Source organism: Staphylococcus sp. HMSC14C01, assembly GCF_001808085.1.
Lineage (GTDB): Bacteria > Bacillota > Bacilli > Staphylococcales > Staphylococcaceae > Staphylococcus > Staphylococcus hominis.
On the sequence record NZ_KV792031.1, the window covers coordinates 31,718 to 52,761 of the forward strand.

Here is a 21,044-nt window from a genome sequence, read left to right on the forward strand (position 1 = left end):
GATTTAAAGTTTAGTTATTCAGACTTGCTAAAACTTTTCTTAAATTCATTAATAGCTGATTCAAATTTAGCATCATCAGGAAGGTTACCAGTTTCTCTGATTTCTCCTAATAATTCTGAAGCATTTGATTTAGACCAACTATTTAATTCATCTTCAAAACGTGTAATGTCTTCTACAGGAATGTCATCTAAATAACCTTTTGTTAAGGCATAAATAATTAACACTTGATTTTCAACAGGAAGTGGTTTGTTTTGATCTTGTTTTAAAACTTCAACCGTACGTTTACCACGTTCTAATTTTCTAGCAGTATATTCGTCTAAATCAGAACCAAATTGTGCAAATGATTCTAACTCACGATAAGATGCTAAATCTAAACGTAATGTACCGGCAACTTTTTTCATTGCTTTAATTTGTGCTGAACCACCAACACGTGATACAGACTGACCGGCATTGATCGCAGGTCGTACACCTGAGAAGAATAAATCAGATTGTAAGAAAATTTGTCCGTCAGTAATTGAAATTACGTTAGTTGGAACATATGCAGAGATATCTCCAGCTTGTGTTTCAATGATAGGTAAAGCTGTAATTGAACCGCCACCTAATGCATCGCTTAATTTAGCTGCTCTTTCTAACAATCTACTGTGTAAGTAGAAGACGTCCCCTGGATATGCTTCACGACCTGGAGGTCTGCGTAATAATAATGATAATTCACGATAAGCTGCTGCTTGTTTAGTTAAATCATCATATACAACAAGTACATTTTTTCCATTAAACATGAACTCTTCACCCATTGTTACTCCTGAATAAGGGGCAATGTATAATAATGGTGCTGGTTCCGCTGCTGATGCAGATACAACAATTGTGTAGTCTAAAGCACCAGCTTGACGTAATTTTTCAACGTTTGCACGTACTGTTGAATCTTTTTGACCAATAGCTACATAAATACAAATTGTATCTAAACCTTTTTGGTTTAAAATTGTATCAATACCAATCGTTGTTTTACCTGTTTGTCTATCACCAATGATTAACTCACGTTGTCCACGACCAATTGGTACTAATGCGTCAATCGCTTTAATACCAGTTTGTAATGGTTCATCAACTGATTTACGATCCATAACACCTGTTGCTTTTTGCTCAACAGGGCGTGTCTTAGTTGAATTGATAGGACCTTGTCCATCAATTGGTTGACCAAGTGGATTTACAACACGTCCGATAAGTTCTTCACCTACTGGCACTTCCATGATACGGCCAGTACGTTTAACTTCGTCGCCTTCTCTAATTTCACTATAAGGTCCTAAGATTACGACACCCACATTTGATTCTTCAAGGTTTTGTGCTAAACCAAGCACTCCATTTGAAAACTCTACAAGCTCACCAGCCATACAATCATTTAATCCGTGAATTAATGCAATACCATCACCAATTTGAAGGACGGTACCTACATCATCAACAGACATTTCTGACTCATAGTTTTCAATTTGTGAGCGAAGTAATGCACTGATTTCTTCAGCTTTGATGGCCATCTATGTCACTCCTCTTTTTTAATTAACTCTTTTAAATTTACGCTCTATTTGTTCTAAATCATTTTTTATACTGCCATCTAATACAGTAGTCCCAACTTTTGCTCTAAAACCGCCAATTAAGTTAGGATTTATTTTAGTTGTAATATGTACTTTAGACAATTTAGTTTTGTTAAGAATTACACTTTCAATACGAGATAATTCTTCTTCATTCAATTGATATACAGATTCAACCAAAGCATCACCTTGATTATAATGATGGTCATACAAATGTTTAAATTCTTTAAAGATAGAATGGATAAGCGCTAAATGACGATTATTTGCTAAAATCATTAGCATATTTTTTAAGTAATAGTTCGCATCCCCAAATACAATACCTGCGAATTTACGTCGTTCAGAAGCAGGCTGATTAGGATTTGAATCAATTGCTTTTAAATCATCAATGTAATTTAAAGTTGCATGACTAACTTCTTGTAATTCTTCATACATTAAATCTAATCGATCTTTATCTATAGAGACATCAAATAAAGCTTTAGCATATTTTTTTGCTACTCTGCCATTATTTATCGCCTGCCTCTTTAAGATACTTATCAACGAGACCTTTTTGATCTTGTTCTGAAATTTCTTTTTGTAAAACTTTAGAAGCTATTAAAACAGATAACTCAGAAACTTGATTATTAATATCTGCAAGAGCGCGTTCTTTTTCACTGTTGATTTCACTTTGTGCTGTTTCAATCATACCGTTTGCACGTTCATGTGCATCTTTAATAATTTCTTCATGTTGTTTACGTGCTTGAATTCTTGCATCTTCAAGAATATGATGAACTTCATCTTGTGTTTCTTTAAGTGTCTTTTTATTTTCTTCTTCAAGTTTTTGTGCATTCAATTTTGCTTCTTCAGCTTCGTCAATATCTCTATTGATATCGCGTTCACGTTTATCCATTACTTCTTTTAATGGACCCCAAGCAAATTTTTTCAATAACGCTAATAGGATTATAAATGTAATAAATGTAACAATTGTTGTTCCCCATTCAACGCCACCTGTAGTTGCACCTAAAACAAATGAATTAGTTAATGCGTTCACTGGCATTTGACACTCCTTTCATTATTAATCATCACTTTGCCACTAAATAAAACGAATGGCGAAGATCAAAGAGACTTCGCCTCGAACATTTCTTATCTGAATAATGTCATGAATGAGATAACAACGCCGATGATTGGTAATGCTTCAACTAAACCAATACCAATGAACATAATACTCATTAATTGACCACGTGCTTCTGGTTGACGTGCTACACCTTCAACTGTTCTAGAAACAATAAGACCGTTACCGATACCAGCACCTAATGCTGATAAACCGATTGCAATTGCTGCTGCGATTAAACCCATATTAATAATTCCTCCTAAAATGTTTGTTTATGTTAATGTGCGTCCGCAACTTTATGGGACATGTAAACCATAGATAGCATAATAAAGATATATGCTTGGATTGTACCGACAAAGATTGAGAATCCTTGCCATATAATTAAGCCAGGAATACTAATTATCCAGCCCCAGCCGTTTTGGAAAAACAGGCCAGCTAATAGTGATAATAGTAACTCACCAGCAAAAATATTACCGTAAAGACGTAAACCTAGTGTTAATGTTGAAGAGAATTCTTCAAAGACATTAATAATTGCTAATGGCCAGAAAGGTTTAAAGTAATTACCAACATATGCTTTTGTTCCACGCATTTTAACACCATAGTAATGTGTTAATAAAATCATCATCGTAGATAACGTCAACGTTACAGTCGCGTCAGCAGTTGGAGATTTCCACCATAAATAATGATCATGTGTAACAATTGCAAATGGTAAACCTAGCATATTGGCAACAAAAATAAATAAAATTAATGTTACCGCCAAGAAGTGAAATTGACCACCTTTTTTCCAAGCCATGTTACTCTCAATAATGCCTCTTACAAAATCGAAAATCCATTCGATAAAGTTTTGTTTGCCACTAGGTCTTTTCTTAAGATTACGCGTACAAACAATAGCTATTATAAAAACAATAATAGCAGTAATAATAAGCATCATAATACTTGCTAAGTTGAAAACAATATCAAATCCAAACACATTCCAACTTACGAGTGGGGATTTGTGATCCATGTACTCACCTCTTTCTGTATATAGTTTACTATTTTAGCAAGAGAGGGCGAAAAATGATTAATACATAAGAAATCATAAGGCCTATCATTATACCAATGATATTTACATTCTCTTTAAAGACAACCCATACTATACATGCAATAATTGCGACTAAGTATCTCCATACATTACCTGTAGAAATATGTATATTATCTGGTTGTTTTGCCCTAGAAAGATATATCTCAAAAATGTATGTGTTGATTAGAGACCCAAGTGTCCCAATTATTAAGCCTAATAAAAAAGAATTAGATTTAATAAAATACAAAATACTTAACAATATTAAAAAATAAATGTAATATTGAATGAATTGTCTAAATATGATGCTGAACCGTTTCATTCTTTGTGCCTCCAAAACTTATGACAATCATGGAAACCGTTCCACTCATACAATTTCAATAATAATATAGGGTAATTTATGTGTCAATTCTATTCAAATTGTTGTTTAATTTAACACCAATATTGTCATAAAATGTTCACAAATAAATCAACAATTTTTTAACTTTTCAAATTCTTTAGGTATTTCTTCAGTTAATCCTAAATAGTATTTAATACTATCACATATACGTTCAGATGCCTTTCCATCTCCATAAGGATTTTGAGCATAGGCCATATTATTATAAACTTGTTTGTTCTTTAATAATTTTCTTATTTCTTGATACACATGTGTATACTCTGTTCCAATTACTTTTAATGTTCCAGCTTCTACACCTTCAGGTCTTTCAGTTACATCTCTAAGAACTAAAACTGGTTTATTTAATGATGGTGCTTCTTCTTGAATGCCTCCAGAATCAGTCAAAATTAAATAAGCATGATTAGCAAAATTATGAAAATCGACAACATCTAATGGTTCAATAAGCTCTATCCTTGGATGATTTTCTAAATAAGCGTATGATAGTTTTCTAACTTCGGGATTCATATGTAAAGGAAAAACTACTACAACGTCTTCAATATCTTCAACGATATCTCTAACTGCTTTGAAAATGTGTTCCATAGGTTTTCCAATATTCTCTCTACGATGAACGGTCAGCAATACAATTTTTTTATTTTTATGCTTTTCTATCAACTCAGAAGTATAATTTTTATTAATTGTAAAATTTAGTGTATCAATGGCAGTATTGCCAGTAATCACTATAGATGTCTTATCTTTATTTTCTTGAATTAGATTGCGTTTTGCACCAATAGTAGGAGCAAAGTGTAAATCGGCAATATTACTAACCATCTGCCGATTTATTTCTTCTGGAAAAGGCGCATATTTATTCCCACTTCTAAGACCAGCTTCTACGTGGCCTACAGATGTATGATTATAAAAAGCTGCTAATGCGCCAGAAAAAGTAGTTGTTGTATCACCATGAACAAGTACCATATCTGGACATTCTTTTTTCATAATTTGCTCAAGTTGAATAATAGATTTAGCTGTTATTTCTGAAAGAGTTTGCCCTTTTTTCATGATATTCAAATCATAATGTGGTTTTATGTTGAATGTTTTTAAAACTGAATCAAGCATTTCTCTATGTTGAGCAGTTACAACAATAATTGGTTCTAGCATTGAATCTTTTTCAAGTGCTTTAACTAAAGGTGCCATTTTAATTGCTTCCGGTCTTGTACCAAAGACTGTCATAATCTTTCTCATAATATTTACTCCTATAGTACTATTTAGTACCAAATAATCTATCCCCAGCATCTCCTAAACCAGGTGTAATATATGCTTTTTCATTAAGTTTTTCATCTAAAGCTGCAATATAGATATCAACATCTTCATGAGCTTCTTGCATTTTTTCAACACCCTCAGGTGCGGCAATTAAACACATAAAACGAATATTCTTTGCACCTCGATTTTTTAGTGAATTGATTGCTTCGATTGCTGAAGCGCCTGTAGCTAACATTGGATCAACTACTATAATTTCACGTTCATCGATATCTTGAGGTAATTTAGCAAAATATTCTACTGCTTTTAATGTTTTAGGATCACGATACAAACCAATATGTCCTACACGAGCAGCTGGAACTAAGTTTAATACACCATCTGTCATCCCTAATCCTGCTCTTAAAATAGGTACAATTGCTAATTTTTTTCCAGCTAATCGTTTTGCTGTCATAGTTGTTACAGGTGTTTCAATTTCTACATCTTGCAATTGTAAATCTCTTGTAACTTCATATGCCATTAGCATACCTACTTCATCAACAAGCTCTCTAAATTCTTTTGTTCCAGTATTTTTATCACGAATGTAACTCAATTTATGTTGAATGAGTGGGTGATCAAATACATGTACTTTACTCATAATTCATTTCCTCCATTTATGTTGTTATTCATATAGCGGATATTGGTGAGTCAATTGTTTTACTCTATCACTAGCTTCTTTCAATTTTGCTTGGTCAGTTGAATTTTTTAATGCTGTACTGATAATTAAAGCTACTTCTTTAAATGCTACTTCATCAAAACCACGCGTCGTTGCAGCAGGAGTGCCTAGTCTAATTCCACTTGTAACGAATGGTTTCTCCTGATCAAAAGGTATTGTATTTTTATTACATGTAATACCAATTGAATCTAATGTTTCTTCAGCCTGTTTACCCGTTAAATTAACTGATTGTTTCACATCTACTGAAATTAGATGATTATCTGTACCTCCTGAAACAATTCTAAATCCTTCATTTTGAAGTGTTTCAGCTAAAGTTTTAGCATTTTTAATGACTTGTTCTTGATACACTTTGAAATCTGGTTCTAAAGCTTCTCCAAAAGCAACAGCTTTTGCAGCAATCACATGTTCTAGTGGTCCACCTTGAATTCCAGGAAATATTGTCTTATCTATCTCTTTTTTATACTTTTCCTTGCAAAGAATCAGGCCTCCACGTGGTCCTCTCAACGTTTTATGAGTTGTACTGGTAACAAAGTCAGCATATTCTACAGGATTAGGATGTAATCCAGTTGCTACTAAACCTGCAATGTGTGCCATATCAACCATTAATTTAGCACCAACTTCATCAGCAATTTCTTTAAATTTCTTAAAATCTAATTGTCTAGAATACGCTGACGTACCAGCTACAATTAATTTAGGCTTATGTTTCTGTGCCAATTCACGAATTTCATCATAATTAATTCTTTCAGTTTCTTTATCCACGCCATAATCGATAAAGTTATAAAACTTACCACTAAAATTAACTGAAGCACCGTGAGTTAAATGACCACCATGACTTAAATTCATTCCAAGCACAGTATCTCCCATCTCTAAAGCAACTAAATACACTGCCATATTAGCTTGAGAACCTGAATGGGGTTGTACATTTGCATGTTCAGCTCCGAATAAAGCTTTGATACGTTCAATAGCTATTGTTTCCGTAACATCAACATATTCACAACCACCATAGTAACGACGACCTGGATAGCCTTCTGCATATTTATTTGTCATTACAGATCCTTGCGCTTCCATTACCGCTTCTGAAACGAAGTTCTCTGAAGCAATGAGCTCAATATTATTGTTTTGACGGTTGTATTCATTTTGAATCGCTTCATAAATAATGTGATCTTGTTCTTTAATATAAGACATATATTCCCCTTCTTCCTTTAGAACTTATTCATATTTAGCTCTTTCTCCACCAATTTTTTTTGGTCTTGAAGTAGCGATTGTAACTGTAGCTTCACCAACTTTTTTAACGCTTGTTCTCAACGGAACACAAACATGATTAATGTGCATTCCAATAAGCGTTTGACCAATATCAATACCTTTAGGCACTTTTATATATTCAATGACTATTGGATCTTTCATATGTTGATAGGCATATGTAGCAAGACTTCCTCCTGCATGAACATCTGGTACAACAGTTACTTCTTCCATAGTAAATGGATTATAATCTTCACGCTCAATTGTAATCGCCCTATTAATATGTTCACAACCTTGAAACGCAAATGAAACGCCCGTTTCACGTTTTATACGTTCCAATTCATTAAAAATAGTTTCAGCAACTTCCATTGAACCAACTGACCCAATTTTTTCCCCAATTACTTCAGAAGTTGAACATCCTATCACACAAATCTCATCTTTTTTGAAAAACGATTGAGTTTTCAATTCATCCAGTAAAGTTGTAAGTTCTTGCATATTATTTCACCTCACTTGCAAAGATAAAAAGAAGCATAGCTGACAAGCTATACTTCTTTATTATAACTTATTTATTACTCAACTTATACTATTAGCGTAATATTTCTCTTTATTCTTCGTGTTTCAATTTGCTAATAAGAGAATATAATTGATTAAATGTGTGACGATAGGTATCTATGCTACCGCCAAATGGATCATCTATTTCACCTGTTTCTGATACATACTCACATAATGTATAAATAGGATATTCTGTCCCAAATTGACTGATTAACTGTCGTTTATGACTATTGGTCATCGTTAAAATTAAATCACTTTTTAAGTCATCTTGACTGAATATTTGAGATACAGAGGGTTCTGGTAAATTATTTTCTAAAATAACTTCTAATGCTTCAGGAGTAATGGATTGTCCATTCATTGCAAATAATCCACGTGATTGAATAGAATCGTTAGGTAGAAGCGCTGTAGCTATACTTTCAGCAATAGGACTTCTACAAGTATTTCCAGTACATACAAATATTATCTTCATAATTCTCTTCCTTTAACTATTTGATTTCCCGTTGCTTTTAGCATACGATTCATAACTGCTTCAGAACCTTCAATATTATCAAAAGTATAAATAAATGCTTTTTTTATTCGTTCATCATCATCAATGTCATGTAAAATTTTATATAAGTTATGATTAGCCCCTTTAACATCTCTTTGATTTTCACAAAGAGAGATAAATATACCATCTTTAGGTACATACTTTTTCATACTAGAAGGTAAAACAAATGCTAACCCTGATTCATTTAACTCAGAAATAGGTTGTGTCAATTCAGTTAACATATATACAGGTGTTTTAGGTGCATAGTGTTTATATTTCATACCTGGTGCTATGGGACGTTCTAATTGATTATAATCATATTGAATGACGCTGTGAGGTACCACCTGATTAAGCATTGTTTGAGTAATTGATCCTGGTCTTGCTATTCTAAAAGGAAATTGGGTACAATCTAAAACTGTACTCTCCAAGCCTTCTTCACTTTGATCGCCATTCACAATACCATCTATTTTTCCATTTAAATCATTATAAACATGTTGAAATGTCGTTGGAGAAGGTCTTCCACTTATATTTGCACTGGGTGCTGCGATTGGTAAATCAACATATTCTAATATTGCTCTTCCAATTGGATGACTTGGCATTCTTACAGCAATAGAATTAAGACCACCTGTCACTTTCTCACATAAATATCCTTGTTTTAAAGGAAGAATAAACGAGATTGGGCCAGGCCAAAATGCATTCATTAATTTCTTAGCTTCCTTAGGGATAGTTGATACAAATGCATCCATTTGTGATTGCTTGTAAATATGAACAATCAGTGGGTTATCAGACGGGCGTCCTTTGGCTTTATAAATGTTTTCTACTGCCTGTTCATTTTTAGCATTGGCACCTAAACCGTACACTGTTTCAGTAGGTATCGCAATTAGGCCACCATTTTCATAAATAGTTTTTATTTCTGCTAATTGAGAAAACGTGTGGGGATCTTGACTATAATCTTTCATATTCCATATATTTGTTTTCACTTTGATCACACCTTTCACATATGTGAAATTATTAAAGAAAAAGAAGTGGGTTAGAAAATAATACATTTCTTTCCCACTCCACTATTACCACTTAAATGAAATCATTCTATTTAATCCGTTAATATCTTTCAAGAGATTTACATTCACATGCGGATATTTATTTATAATACGTGCTTTTAATATTTCTCCTTGATTATATCCAATTTCAAAAGTTACATAAGCCCCTTTATTAAGTACTTTTGGTAAATCATCTAGAATCATCTCATAAATTTCATACCCTTCATCCTCAGCAAATAACGCGATATGAGGTTCATACTTTACTACCGTATCTTCCATATCTTTCATCTCAGTTTGATCAATATAAGGAGGGTTTGAAATTAAGCCATCTAATTTAATATTTTCTTTAATAAGTGGTTTAAGGGCGTTACCTTTTAGAAATCTGATATCCGTTTTTAATTGATGTGCATTATCAGATGCTACCTCTAGAGTATCTTCAATAAGATCTGTGGCTATTACATTTAAGGTTGGATTTAGTTTTTTAAGTACAATTGCAATCGCTCCACTGCCTGTTCCTATATCAGCAATTGTACTTCCATCTTTACAATGCTCTAAAAAATGAAGCATAACTTCTTCTGTTTCTGGACGTGGAATAAGACATTGAGAATTTACTTGTAATTGATATCCATAAAATGATTGAAAACCAACAATATATTGAATAGGCTCTCCTAATAACATACGGTCTAATGCAAGTGAAAATTTTGCTTCTTCAGCTTGAGACATCTCATCATACATATGCATTAAATAATCAGTCCTAGACCATTTAAATAAGTCTAACATCAGCCATTCCGCTCTAGATTGCTCAAATCCTTTTTCTTTTGTTAATTCAATCGCTTCTTGTAAGGTATCTTTAAAGCTCGCCATTATTTAGTTCTTTCAGTTTTTCAGTTTGCTCAGAAAGTGTTAATGCATCAATAATTTCATCCAATTTACCTTCCATAATTTGGTCGAGCTTTTGTAAAGTTAAACCAATTCGATGATCTGTCACACGACTTTGAGGATAATTATAAGTTCGTACACGTTCAGAACGATCTCCTGTCCCTACAGCTGATTTACGTTGAGCTGCATACTTTTGTTGTTCTTCTTGTAATTTCATATCATATAATCGTGCTTTTAATACTTTTAATGCTTTTTCACGGTTTTGAATTTGTGATTTTTCTGAAGACGTTGCAATAATACCGGTTGGAATATGTGTAATACGCACAGCAGAGTCTGTAGTATTAACGTGTTGACCACCAGCACCACTTGAACGATACGTATCAATTTTCAAATCTTCATTACGCACTTCAATTTCTACATCTTCAACTTCAGGTAATACAGCTACAGTCGCTGTAGATGTATGAATACGTCCTCCAGATTCTGTTTCGGGCACACGTTGTACACGATGAGCACCATTTTCAAATTTCAACTTACTATAGGCACCACTACCTGAAACTGAAAAACTGATTTCTTTATATCCACCATGATCACTTTCTGCCGCTTCAACAATTTCAGTTTTAAAATTTTGAGATTCCGCATATTTTGTATACATTCTTAATAAATCGCCTGCGAAAATAGCTGCTTCATCTCCACCAGCTGCTGCTCTAATTTCGACAATAACGTCTTTTTCATCGTTTGGATCTTTAGGAATTAACAAGAATTTAAGTTGTTCTTCTAATTCAGGAAGTTCACTTTTTAATCCAGATGCTTCTTCTTTTAACATTTCAATTTCTTCTTTATCATCTGTTTCAGTTAGCATTTCATCTATTTCTGCTACTTCTTCTTTTTTACTTTTGTAATCTCTATAAACATCTACTGTTTTCTGTAAATCAGCTTGCTCTTTAGAATATTTTCGTAATTTATCTGGATCGTTGACGATTTCGGGATCACTTAACATTTCATTTAACTGTTCATATCTTTCTTCAACAATATCTAATTGATCAAACACTATATTTCCTCCTTGTCATTGATGCTAGGTGCTACAATATGATGTGCTCTGCATCTTGGCTCATAACTTTCATTTGCTCCTACTAATATAATTGGGTCATCAATTCTTGCTGGTTGTCCATCGATTAAACGTTGCGTCCGACTTGATGACGAACCACATACTGCACAAACGGCTTGTAATTTGGTCACTTGTTCACTTACAGCCATAATTTGAGGCATGGGGTCAAAAGGTTCACCTCTAAAGTCCATGTCTAAACCTGCTACTACAACTCTATGACCCTCTTCAGCTAGCTTTTCTACTATATGTACAATTTCATTATCAAAAAATTGAATTTCATCTATCCCTATGACATCAAATTGAGATAAATTTTGTAATAGTATTTCTCTAGCTGTTGAAATATTAATGGCTTCTAGTTCATTACCATCATGTGATACAACTTTTTCTTTATGATACCGGTCATCAATAGCCGGTTTAAATACGATTACTTTTTGTTTAGCATAAATTCCTCTTCTTAATCGACGAATTAATTCTTCCGATTTACCACTAAACATACTTCCAGTAATGCATTCAATCCAACCAGAATGGTAAGTTTCATACATTATAAGTTCCACCTTTTTCAAAACATAATCGCTTAATTATATCATATTTTCGTTTATTATAAATGAGTTTATTACTGGGTTATCATTGAACAAATGAATAAAATAGTTTAGAAATAAAAAAATACCTGCTTAATTCTATACATAATAGATTAGGCAGGCATTTTAAGTTCAAAATTAATTGTTGTTTGATTTGAGACCAAACTTTTTGTTGAAACGTTCCACACGACCATCCGCAGCAGCGAATTTTTGACGTCCTGTGTAGAATGGATGTGAATCAGATGATACATCTAAGCGAATAACTGGGTATTCGTTACCATCTTCCCATTCCATTGTTTCTGAAGAAGTTTTAGTAGAACCACTTAAGAATTTAAAGTTAGTTGTTGTATCTAAAAAGATGACTTTGTGGTAATCAGGATGAATTCCTTGTTTCATTTTTTTCAGCTCCTTTGCCCTGAACCATCTGGAACAGAGTTATTTGTGAGTTTTTACCCAATACTGTGTAATTATAATAGTTATTGAAGGAAAACGCAACCCTCAATCATATATTTTAGATAATTGGTTTTCCTGTTTTTGTACTTTCAGCGGCTGCCTTTTGCAATTGTTCAAAAAATTCTTTGTTATTTTCTGAACGTTTTAATTTTCTTATAAAACGCTCTGTAAAATCGGTAGAATCAGTAAACATATTTCTAAGTTGCCATAATGAATCTAATTCGGACTTGCTAATTAATAATTCTTCTTTACGTGTAGAACTACGTCCAATATCAATAGCTGGGAATATTCGACGTTCGGATAATTTACGATCAAGATGAAGTTCCATATTACCTGTACCTTTGAACTCTTCATAAATCATATCATCCATACGTGAACCTGTATCTACTAAAGCTGTTGCTAAAATAGTTAGGCTACCACCTGCTTCAATATTACGCGCAGCACCGAAAAATGCTTTAGGCTTATGTAAGGATGCTGGATCCAAACCACCTGACAATGTTCTACCACTAGGCGGGATAACAAGATTATATGCTCTTGCTAAACGCGTAATAGAGTCCATCAAGATAATGACATCTTGTCCTATCTCTACAAGACGTTTTGCTCTTTCTAGTAATAACTCTGCTACCTTAACGTGGTGTTGAGGAGGTTCATCAAAAGTGGAATGTACTACTTCTGCTGACTCTACTGAACGCTCTATATCAGTTACCTCTTCAGGTCGTTCACCTACTAATAATATAAATAATTTAGCATCTGGTTTATTTGTACTAATTGCATTTGCAATTTCTTTAAGTAATGACGTTTTACCAGCTTTAGGAGGAGCAACAATAAGACCACGTTGACCTAAACCAATTGGAGTAACTAAATCCATAATTCGAGTAGAATAGTTTTGAGGCTCTGTTTCAAGAATAATTCTTTCCTCTGGGTATAACGGAGTAAGTGCTTGGAAATGAGGACGTTTTTTTACAACTTCTGCATTTTCATCATTAACAAAGTCAACTTGTAGAAGTCCATAGTATTTTTCATTGTCTTTAGGCTTTCGTACTTTTCCAGTTACTTTATCGCCTCGTTTAATTTCAAAACGTCTAATTTGACTCGCTGATATATATATATCTTTTTCACCTTTAGAATAATTAACGGTTCTTAAGAAACCATATCCATCAGGTTGTATATCATCTAAAACACCCTCCATATAGTAATTTCCATCTTTTTCCATTTGAGCTTCCATAATTGCCAAGACAAGCTCACTTTTATTCAATTTACTATAATTAGTTAGTTTTAATGATTTTGCTTTTTGCGTAAGTTCTTTTGTCGTATAATTTTTATACAATTCATGAAAAGATTCATATTGTGGTGATGTTCGTTCTCTTTCAGGCATAAATTGCACCCATTTCTTATATTTTTATAAAAATCATCTAGCTACTAGCATTGTCAAATCATCTAAATGATTATAACTTAAATGTTTTAAACGTTAGCATCTCAAATACTAGAATTAATATAGCAAATTTTTAATTTAATTACAAAATGATTTTATTAAATTTCAAAAAATAAAACAGCTCATGGAACTAAAACAATTCCATGAACTGTATTTATATTAAAATATTTCATTATACTTAATTATTTAAAATAACCAGCAATTGATTTTACTTCTAAGAACTCTTCAATTCCGTAGTCGCCCCATTCACGACCGATACCAGATTGTTTATAACCACCAAATGGTAAATAAGGTTCGTTTGGAGATTCATTAATTTGAATTCTACCTGCCTCAATTGAACGTGCTACTTTTTGAAGTGTTTCTTTATCTTTACCAATTACATATCCTGCTAAACCATATTTAGTATCATTAGCAATTTCGATTGCTTCGTCTAAATCATTATATGTGATTACTGAAACAACTGGACCAAAAATTTCTTCTTGTGCAATAGTCATATCATTTTTAACATTTACAAAAATAGTTGGTCTAGCAAAATAACCTGTATCTAATCCTTCTGGTTTACCTGGACCGCCATATAATAATTCAGCGCCTTCTTCAATACCTTTATCAATATAAGATTGTACTGTGTCGAATTGTTTTTTACTAATGATTGGTCCTACTTGAGTATTTTTATCAAGTGGATCGCCAACTTTAACATTACTAAACTCTTCTTTTAAGGCAGTTAAGAATTCTTGTTTAATACTTTCTGGAACTAAGATTCTTGTTCCTGCAGTACATACTTGACCAGTATTATTAACAACCTTTCCAGTTGTAGCTTTTGCAGCTTCTTTAATATCTACATCGTCAAGTACGATATATGGTGATTTGCCACCTAATTCAAGAGATACTTTTTTGATATCTTTAGCTGCTTTTTCCATAATTTTAGAACCTGTAGCTCCAGAACCAGTGAATGACATCATTCTAACTTTAGGATGTTCGCTTAATGGATTACCTACACCTTCACCATCACCATTAACTAAGTTAAATACACCTTTAGGAACGCCTGCTTTTTCAAAGATTTCAGCTAAAATTATTGCAGCAAATGGTGTTTCTTCAGAAGGTTTTAACACAACTGGACTACCTGCAGCAAATGCTGCTGCTAATTTAAGAGATGTTTGATTAGTTGGGAAATTCCATGGTGTAACTAATCCAGAAACGCCAATCGCTTCTTTAGTTACCAAATCATCTCCACGACGTTCTTCAAATTCAAATGAATCTAAAGCTCTACGTGCTTCTGAAAAGTGTTGTAAACCCATTTGATAATGAACATTTTCTGAAACAGTTAGTGGAGCACCTAACTCTGCTGTAATTGTTTCAATAATATCTTGTTTTCTATTTTTATATTCTTCTACTATTCTATCTAGTAGTTGTTTTCTTTCTTCAACTGAACTATGGCGAAATTCTAAATATACGTCATGAGCAGCTTGAACCGCTTTTTCTACGTCTTTTTCATTACCTTTTGCAACTTTTCCAATAACTTCTTCTGTTGCTGGATTAATTACATCAATTGTTTCGTTACTTTCACTATCAATCCATTCACCATTAATATATTGTTGAGTATAATTTCTCATCAATGATTCACTCCTTAAGAATGTGTATGTCTAATATATATCCGATTTGATGTTATTTAAACATAATTAAAAGGTTAAAGTTTATATAAACTCCAACCTTTTAACTATATTATTTAACTGAATCGTTATGTTCTAATGTGACGTAATCTCTAGCCCATGCTTCAATTGGTCTTAAAGCCTCAGCAAGTGCTTTTCCTTTATCGGTTAACTCATAAACGATAGAAACAGGACGTGTAGAAATGACTTTTTTGTCTACTAATTCCCACTCACCTAATTCTGTAAGCTTAATACTTAATGCACGTGGAGTAATTGTTTTTAAATCCCTTTTCATATCGGAAAAGTGTGCAGTATAATCAGCGCATCGAGATAGGTAATTAATGATTAAACCGTTCCAACTTCTACCAACAATTTTAAAGGTTTCTTCGAGATATGGACAGATTTCCATTGTCTTCACCTCTATTCAAAACTTCTTAAACATTGCAGGTATTTAATATACTTCAGCAATTAATATATTTAAGTATATCAAAAATAATTAAACTTGTTCAGTCCAAATATCCGCACCTAAATCTTTAAGATGTTTAACGATATCTGTATATCCTCTATAAATATGTTTAACATTATAAATTGTTGTAACACCTTCTGCTAGTAATCCAGCAATAATCAAGCAAGCTCCTGCACGTAGATCACTCGCATATACTTTGGCACCTTGAAGTTTAGAAGGTTTAATTGTTGCAGTACCAGTAGACGTATCTGCTTCAATACTAGCTCCCATATTTTTGAGCTCTTCTACATGGCGGAAACGAGCTGGATATATCGTTTCTATAACGAAAGATGGACCATCTGTCATAAATAATAAAGGCGTAATAGGTTGTTGTAAGTCAGTAGCAAATCCAGGATATACTAATGTTTTAATATCTACATTTTTATATGATGATTTACCTTTAATTACTATTTGTTCTTTATCATCATCGATATCAATATCAACACCTAATTCATTTAGTTTAACTGTGAGCGCTTCTAAATGTTTAGGTACAATATTTTTAATTGTTACTTCGTCACCACAAGCAGCGGCAATACACATATACGTTCCCGCTTCAATTCTATCAGGAATCACTTGATATTCAGCTCCATGTAACTCTTCAACACCACTGATTTTTAGAGTACTCGTACCGGCGCCTTTGATATTTGCGCCTAAGCTATTTAAAAAGTTTGCTACATCTACTACTTCTGGTTCTTTGGCAGCATTTTCAATCGTTGTTTGCCCTTTTGCATGAACAGCTGCAAGCATAATGTTGATGGTTGCACCAACACTTACCATATCTAAAAAGATGTTGGCTCCGTGCAATTCTTTTGCTTCTATTTTCATTGATGTATCACTTGATTCATCAATTTCAGCACCTAAAGCTTTAAATCCTTTAATGTGTTGATCAATTGGACGTGGGCCCAATGGACAACCACCTGGTAAACCAATCACACATTTTTTAAAGCGACCTAACATGGCTCCCATCATGTAATAAGAAGCACGTAAAGATTCAACTTTGTTATTTGGTAACGGTGCATTTTTAATGTCTGTTGTATCAACTTCTAATGTTTTACCATTAAGATTTGTTTTAATATTTAAATCTTCTAATAAACTCACTAGTGTTTCAACATCTGAGATTTGCGGTAAACCGTCAATTTTCACTTGTCCTTGCGCTAATAGAGTAGCTGGAATAATAGCTACGGCACTATTTTTTGCACCACTAATTGTAACTTCACCCTTTAGTGGTTGACCACCTTGGATTTTAATTACTTCTTGACTCATTTATTTTTTCTCCTTTATTCGCCTTTTGTAAAATTATACATAATTCGCATTATAAATTATATATTATTTATTTGTAAAACACTAACTTTTAAAAAAACTTAGCAATTATAATATTAATATCCAAAAATCTAATATTTCATATAACGGATTGATAACACTATTATAAATCAATTTATACAATTATTTAATTCTGTTTTTCATAAATTTTAAAAAGAGATAATTTATTTTTTATAAATCATGAGTCAGTAATTGATTAACACTCAGCATGACTAACTTTATACAAATACTTTAATAATATATCGTAAAATTTTTGTATAAAATAAAAAAACTGTCAACAAAGCGAACACTTTGCTGACAGTTCAGGTTGCCTTAACCTTTAATAATAATTATTTTACTTAGCGCGATTAGACGTACCAAACTCTCTAATTTTGCCTTTTACTGTTTCTTTAATAGCTTCACGTGCTGGACCTAAGTATTTGCGAGGATCGTAAACTTCTTTATCATTGTTCAATACATCTCTAACAGCTTTAGCTGAAGCAATTTGATTTTCAGTATTTACATTAATTTTTGCAGTACCATAAGGGATTGCTTTTTGAATATCTTTAGTTGGAATACCTGTACCACCATGTAAAACAAGTGGTAATCCAGTTGATGCACCAATTTCTTCCATTTCTTTGAAGCCTAATTTAGGTTCGCCTTTATAAGGACCATGTACCGAACCTAATGCTGGTGCTAAAGTATCAATACCAGTTCTTTCGACTAATTCTTGACATTCTTTAGGATCAGCATAGATGATACCGCCTACAACATCATCTTCTTGTCCACCCACTGTTCCTAATTCAGCTTCAACTGACACGCCATGTTGATGTGCATATTCTACTACTTTAGAAGTAATTTCAATATTTTCTTCAAATGGGCTATGTGAAGCATCAATCATTACTGAAGTAAATCCAGCATCAATAGCTTCTTTACATTTTTCAAAACTTGAACCATGATCTAGGTGGATAGCTACTGGTATAGTAATGTTTAAATCATGCATTAAACCTTCTACCATTTTAACTACTGTATAAAAACCACTCATATAACGTGCAGCACCTTCGGAAACACCTAAGATCACTGGCGCGTTCTCTTCTTGAGAAGCTTCTAAAATAGCTTGTGTAAATTCTAAGTTATTTAAGTTGTATTGACCAACCGCATAACCATTTTCTTTCGCATCGATTAACATTTCTTTCATTGAAACTAATGGCATGAAAGTTCCTCCTTGTATCCAATTACATAAATTTTCAAAAATTATTATAGCAGATAATATTTTTTATTGCATGCTTAATTTAAAAATAATTGATAACTTTTGAAGCTTCATTGCATAAAATATTATATTTCATTACAATACTAATGAAATGGAGGATAATCATGTCAAAGATACTACAAACACAATTAACGGGTATATTTAATCGTTTAGAAGACCAAGCGTTAGACATACAAATGGCTGCTCAATGTTTAATCCAAGCTATTGGTGGAGAAGGATATGTATATATTAATGGTTATGGAGATTTAAAATTTTTTGAAACTTTTATATTAGAAAGTGATGAAAAATTAAATTCTAGTAAAAAATTGAGTGAATTAAACAGTTTAAATGATTTAGACACAACTGATCGTGTATTTTTATTCTCTCCTTTTTATACTAAGGAGGTTGCTCAAGATGTTCAACAATTAATAGACAAAGATATTGATTTTGTATTAGTATGCAATCGTCCTAAACAAGAAGATTTCCCTGAACATCTTATGCATTTTGTAAACTTATCAACTCCGCGTCCGATTGTATATACTGAGGATTACGATAAAATTGTACAACCTCATACAATGGCGTTTAATTACATTTACTATGATATATATACACAAATGATTGAAATGACTAGAGACTTGGAATTATAAATTAACTTTATAATCATTAGCGCCTAACATGTACAACCTTTATCTTCTATATAAATTGATATAAATGAAGCGGAATAGACTACTTTTAAAGTCTATTCCGCTTCTATTTTGATATTTTAATTTTGTTGGTGTTTATAAGCAGCTTCTACAAAAGCTTTGAAAATTGGCTGTGGTCTATTAGGTCTAGATAAGAATTCCGGATGGAATTGACAAGCAATGAAGAAATCATTTTCTGGAATTTCTACCATTTCCACTAAACGACCATCTGGACTAGTACCAGAAAAGACCATTCCTTTATCTTCTAATTGTTCTCTATAAGCATTATTAAATTCATAACGATGACGATGACGCTCTTCAATATTTGTTTCATTATAAATGTCATGTGCCAAAGTATGATCTTTAATAGTACATGGATAAAGACCTAAACGTAATGTGCCACCTAAATCTTCGATATCTTTTTGTTCAGGTAACAAATCAATAATTGGATATGGTGTATTTGGATCAAGTTCTGCTGAATGAGCATCTTTAAGTCCTACAACATTTCTTGCAAATTCGACAGTTGCTAATTGCATTCCTAAGCAAATACCAAAATAAGGTATATTATTTTCCCTTGCATATTTGATAGCTGAAATTTTACCTTCACTTGCTCTAAAACCAAAGCCACCAGGAACTAAAATTCCATCAACATCACTTAAATAACTCTCTACATTTTCGTCTGTCACTTCACTTGAATCAATCCATTTTACTACAACATCTTTTTTCAATGGATAACCTGCATGTTTTAGTGATTCCACCACTGACAAGTATGCATCTTGTAAACTTACATATTTACCAACTAAGCCAATAGTAATCGTACCATCTAATGAATTAACGGTATCTAATAAATATTGCCATTCATCTAATTGTGTATCGTATTTAGCATCTAAATCTAAGCGTTTAATTACAATATCGTCCATATTTTGAGCACTTAATTGTAATGGGATTTCATATAATGACGATGCATCTCTACATTCAATAACACTTTCTTTATCTATATCACAGAATAAAGCAATTTTATCTTTTAAATCTTGAGTCATTTCATATTCTGTTCGAACAACAATTAAATCAGGTTGAATACCTAAACCACGTAATTCTTTTACACTATGTTGTGTTGGTTTAGTTTTCATTTCTCCAGCTGCTTTAATGTATGGAAGTAATGTACAATGAACATACATAACATTCTCACGGCCAAGGTCACTTCTAATTTGGCGAATAGCTTCAATAAATGGAAGAGATTCAATATCACCTGTTGTACCGCCTATTTCAGTAATGACCACATCCGCATTTGTACTTTCTCCAGCCAATAATAAGCGTTCTTTAATTTCATTTGTAATGTGTGGAATCACTTGAACTGTTCCACCTAAATAATCTCCACGACGTTCTTTTTTTAGCACATGTGAATATACTTTTCCCGCAGTGACATTAGAATATTTATTTAAATTGATATCTATAAAACGTTCATAATGTCCTAAGTCCAAGTCAGTTTCAGCGCCATCATCTGTAACAAATACCTCTCCATGTTGATAAGGACTCATTGTACCAGGATCAACATTTAAATATGGATCAAATTTTTGAATTGTTACTTTAAGTCCTCTGTCTTTTAACAATCTTCCTAGAGAAGCGGCTGTGATACCTTTACCTAAAGATGAAACTACTCCGCCGGTTACAAAGATAAATTTTGTCATTGTCTGACCTCCTAATTTATTAAGGGTTGCTTCCTTACTCTATCTCTACAAAATTTAAACATTTCCTAAAAATAAAAAAATCGCTCCCTCTCACATATTTGTAAGGGGAG

General features: G+C 32.8%; 23 protein-coding genes. 1 reads left to right on the forward strand and 22 read right to left on the reverse strand.

The genetic code is table 11. The features are described 5' to 3' along the window. Nucleotides 1-14 precede the first annotated feature (14 nt). The 21 genes from atpA to fdaB all read right to left on the reverse strand — a co-directional run bounded on the left by atpA (nucleotide 15) and on the right by fdaB (nucleotide 18,527). Nucleotides 15-1,523, reverse strand: coding sequence for a F0F1 ATP synthase subunit alpha (atpA, locus tag HMPREF3131_RS05560; protein WP_017175133.1), 1,509 nt, complete (start codon nucleotides 1,521-1,523; stop codon nucleotides 15-17). Nucleotides 1,524-1,541: 18 nt separating this feature from the next. Beyond that, complete coding sequence (locus HMPREF3131_RS05565; protein ID WP_070436522.1) at nucleotides 1,542-2,087, reverse strand: F0F1 ATP synthase subunit delta; 546 nt, start codon at nucleotides 2,085-2,087, stop codon at nucleotides 1,542-1,544. After that, entirely contained in the window at nucleotides 2,080-2,610 is a 531-nt protein-coding gene (locus HMPREF3131_RS05570; protein ID WP_049382313.1) for a F0F1 ATP synthase subunit B, read from the reverse strand. The genes HMPREF3131_RS05565 and HMPREF3131_RS05570 overlap by 8 nt, the downstream gene beginning before the upstream one ends. Before the next feature lie 86 nt (nucleotides 2,611-2,696). Then, nucleotides 2,697-2,909: a F0F1 ATP synthase subunit C gene (atpE, locus tag HMPREF3131_RS05575; RefSeq protein WP_002448651.1), complete on the reverse strand. Its 213-nt coding sequence runs from the start codon at nucleotides 2,907-2,909 to the stop codon at nucleotides 2,697-2,699. A gap of 32 nt (nucleotides 2,910-2,941) precedes the next feature. Further along, entirely contained in the window at nucleotides 2,942-3,667 is a 726-nt protein-coding gene (gene atpB, locus HMPREF3131_RS05580; protein ID WP_002448665.1) for a F0F1 ATP synthase subunit A, read from the reverse strand. 28 nt (nucleotides 3,668-3,695) lie between these two features. After that, nucleotides 3,696-4,043 (reverse strand): ATP synthase subunit I, encoded by a 348-nt coding sequence (locus HMPREF3131_RS05585; protein ID WP_017175130.1) that lies wholly within the window; start codon nucleotides 4,041-4,043, stop codon nucleotides 3,696-3,698. A 147-nt stretch (nucleotides 4,044-4,190) separates the two neighbouring features. Continuing rightward, nucleotides 4,191-5,336, reverse strand: coding sequence for a non-hydrolyzing UDP-N-acetylglucosamine 2-epimerase (wecB, locus tag HMPREF3131_RS05590; RefSeq protein WP_017175129.1), 1,146 nt, complete (start codon nucleotides 5,334-5,336; stop codon nucleotides 4,191-4,193). A gap of 19 nt (nucleotides 5,337-5,355) precedes the next feature. Further along, nucleotides 5,356-5,985, reverse strand: a complete 630-nt coding sequence (gene upp, locus HMPREF3131_RS05595; protein ID WP_054105567.1) for a uracil phosphoribosyltransferase — start codon at nucleotides 5,983-5,985, stop codon at nucleotides 5,356-5,358. 24 nt (nucleotides 5,986-6,009) lie between these two features. Then, a complete protein-coding gene (glyA, locus tag HMPREF3131_RS05600; RefSeq protein WP_070436517.1) occupies nucleotides 6,010-7,248 on the reverse strand; it encodes a serine hydroxymethyltransferase in 1,239 nt (412 codons plus the stop codon). A 24-nt stretch (nucleotides 7,249-7,272) separates the two neighbouring features. Next, nucleotides 7,273-7,797: a TIGR01440 family protein gene (locus HMPREF3131_RS05605; RefSeq protein WP_019835610.1), complete on the reverse strand. Its 525-nt coding sequence runs from the start codon at nucleotides 7,795-7,797 to the stop codon at nucleotides 7,273-7,275. Nucleotides 7,798-7,906: 109 nt separating this feature from the next. Further along, complete coding sequence (locus HMPREF3131_RS05610; protein ID WP_017175125.1) at nucleotides 7,907-8,323, reverse strand: low molecular weight protein arginine phosphatase; 417 nt, start codon at nucleotides 8,321-8,323, stop codon at nucleotides 7,907-7,909. Continuing rightward, nucleotides 8,320-9,360 carry an L-threonylcarbamoyladenylate synthase gene (locus tag HMPREF3131_RS05615; RefSeq protein WP_019835609.1) on the reverse strand — a complete coding sequence of 347 codons (1,041 nt, stop codon included), beginning with the start codon at nucleotides 9,358-9,360 and terminating at the stop codon, nucleotides 8,320-8,322. Before HMPREF3131_RS05615 ends, HMPREF3131_RS05610 begins: the two co-directional genes overlap by 4 nt. Before the next feature lie 84 nt (nucleotides 9,361-9,444). Beyond that, on the reverse strand, nucleotides 9,445-10,281 hold the full coding sequence (gene prmC, locus HMPREF3131_RS05620; protein ID WP_070436518.1) for a peptide chain release factor N(5)-glutamine methyltransferase: 837 nt from the start codon (nucleotides 10,279-10,281) through the stop codon (nucleotides 9,445-9,447). Continuing rightward, the gene (gene prfA / locus HMPREF3131_RS05625) at nucleotides 10,268-11,344 is read right to left on the reverse strand and encodes a peptide chain release factor 1 (RefSeq protein ID WP_017175122.1); all 1,077 of its coding nucleotides are present in this window, start codon (nucleotides 11,342-11,344) and stop codon (nucleotides 10,268-10,270) included. The genes prmC and prfA overlap by 14 nt, the downstream gene beginning before the upstream one ends. Further along, on the reverse strand, nucleotides 11,344-11,943 hold the full coding sequence (locus HMPREF3131_RS05630; protein WP_017175121.1) for a thymidine kinase: 600 nt from the start codon (nucleotides 11,941-11,943) through the stop codon (nucleotides 11,344-11,346). Before HMPREF3131_RS05630 ends, prfA begins: the two co-directional genes overlap by 1 nt. Nucleotides 11,944-12,117: 174 nt before the next feature. Beyond that, the gene (locus HMPREF3131_RS05635) at nucleotides 12,118-12,375 is read right to left on the reverse strand and encodes a type B 50S ribosomal protein L31 (RefSeq protein ID WP_002448672.1); all 258 of its coding nucleotides are present in this window, start codon (nucleotides 12,373-12,375) and stop codon (nucleotides 12,118-12,120) included. A 115-nt stretch (nucleotides 12,376-12,490) separates the two neighbouring features. After that, nucleotides 12,491-13,807, reverse strand: coding sequence for a transcription termination factor Rho (gene rho, locus HMPREF3131_RS05640; RefSeq protein ID WP_017175120.1), 1,317 nt, complete (start codon nucleotides 13,805-13,807; stop codon nucleotides 12,491-12,493). A gap of 239 nt (nucleotides 13,808-14,046) precedes the next feature. Further along, a complete protein-coding gene (locus tag HMPREF3131_RS05645; protein ID WP_049382309.1) occupies nucleotides 14,047-15,474 on the reverse strand; it encodes an aldehyde dehydrogenase family protein in 1,428 nt (475 codons plus the stop codon). A 109-nt stretch (nucleotides 15,475-15,583) separates the two neighbouring features. Beyond that, nucleotides 15,584-15,919 carry a winged helix-turn-helix transcriptional regulator gene (locus tag HMPREF3131_RS05650; protein ID WP_002488141.1) on the reverse strand — a complete coding sequence of 112 codons (336 nt, stop codon included), beginning with the start codon at nucleotides 15,917-15,919 and terminating at the stop codon, nucleotides 15,584-15,586. An 87-nt stretch (nucleotides 15,920-16,006) separates the two neighbouring features. Continuing rightward, on the reverse strand, nucleotides 16,007-17,278 hold the full coding sequence (locus HMPREF3131_RS05655; protein ID WP_070436519.1) for a UDP-N-acetylglucosamine 1-carboxyvinyltransferase: 1,272 nt from the start codon (nucleotides 17,276-17,278) through the stop codon (nucleotides 16,007-16,009). 391 nt (nucleotides 17,279-17,669) lie between these two features. Then, a complete protein-coding gene (gene fdaB, locus HMPREF3131_RS05660) occupies nucleotides 17,670-18,527 on the reverse strand; it encodes a class IIb fructose-bisphosphate aldolase FdaB (RefSeq protein WP_002448638.1) in 858 nt (285 codons plus the stop codon). Between the two features lie 161 nt (nucleotides 18,528-18,688). Here fdaB and HMPREF3131_RS05665 point away from each other — a divergent pair, with 161 nt between their 5' ends. Continuing rightward, a complete protein-coding gene (locus HMPREF3131_RS05665; protein ID WP_019835604.1) occupies nucleotides 18,689-19,210 on the forward strand; it encodes a DUF2529 domain-containing protein in 522 nt (173 codons plus the stop codon). Between the two features lie 116 nt (nucleotides 19,211-19,326). Here the strand turns inward: HMPREF3131_RS05665 and HMPREF3131_RS05670 are convergent, their stop codons facing one another. Continuing rightward, nucleotides 19,327-20,934, reverse strand: a complete 1,608-nt coding sequence (locus tag HMPREF3131_RS05670) for a CTP synthase (RefSeq protein WP_019835603.1) — start codon at nucleotides 20,932-20,934, stop codon at nucleotides 19,327-19,329. Nucleotides 20,935-21,044: the final 110 nt, after the last annotated feature.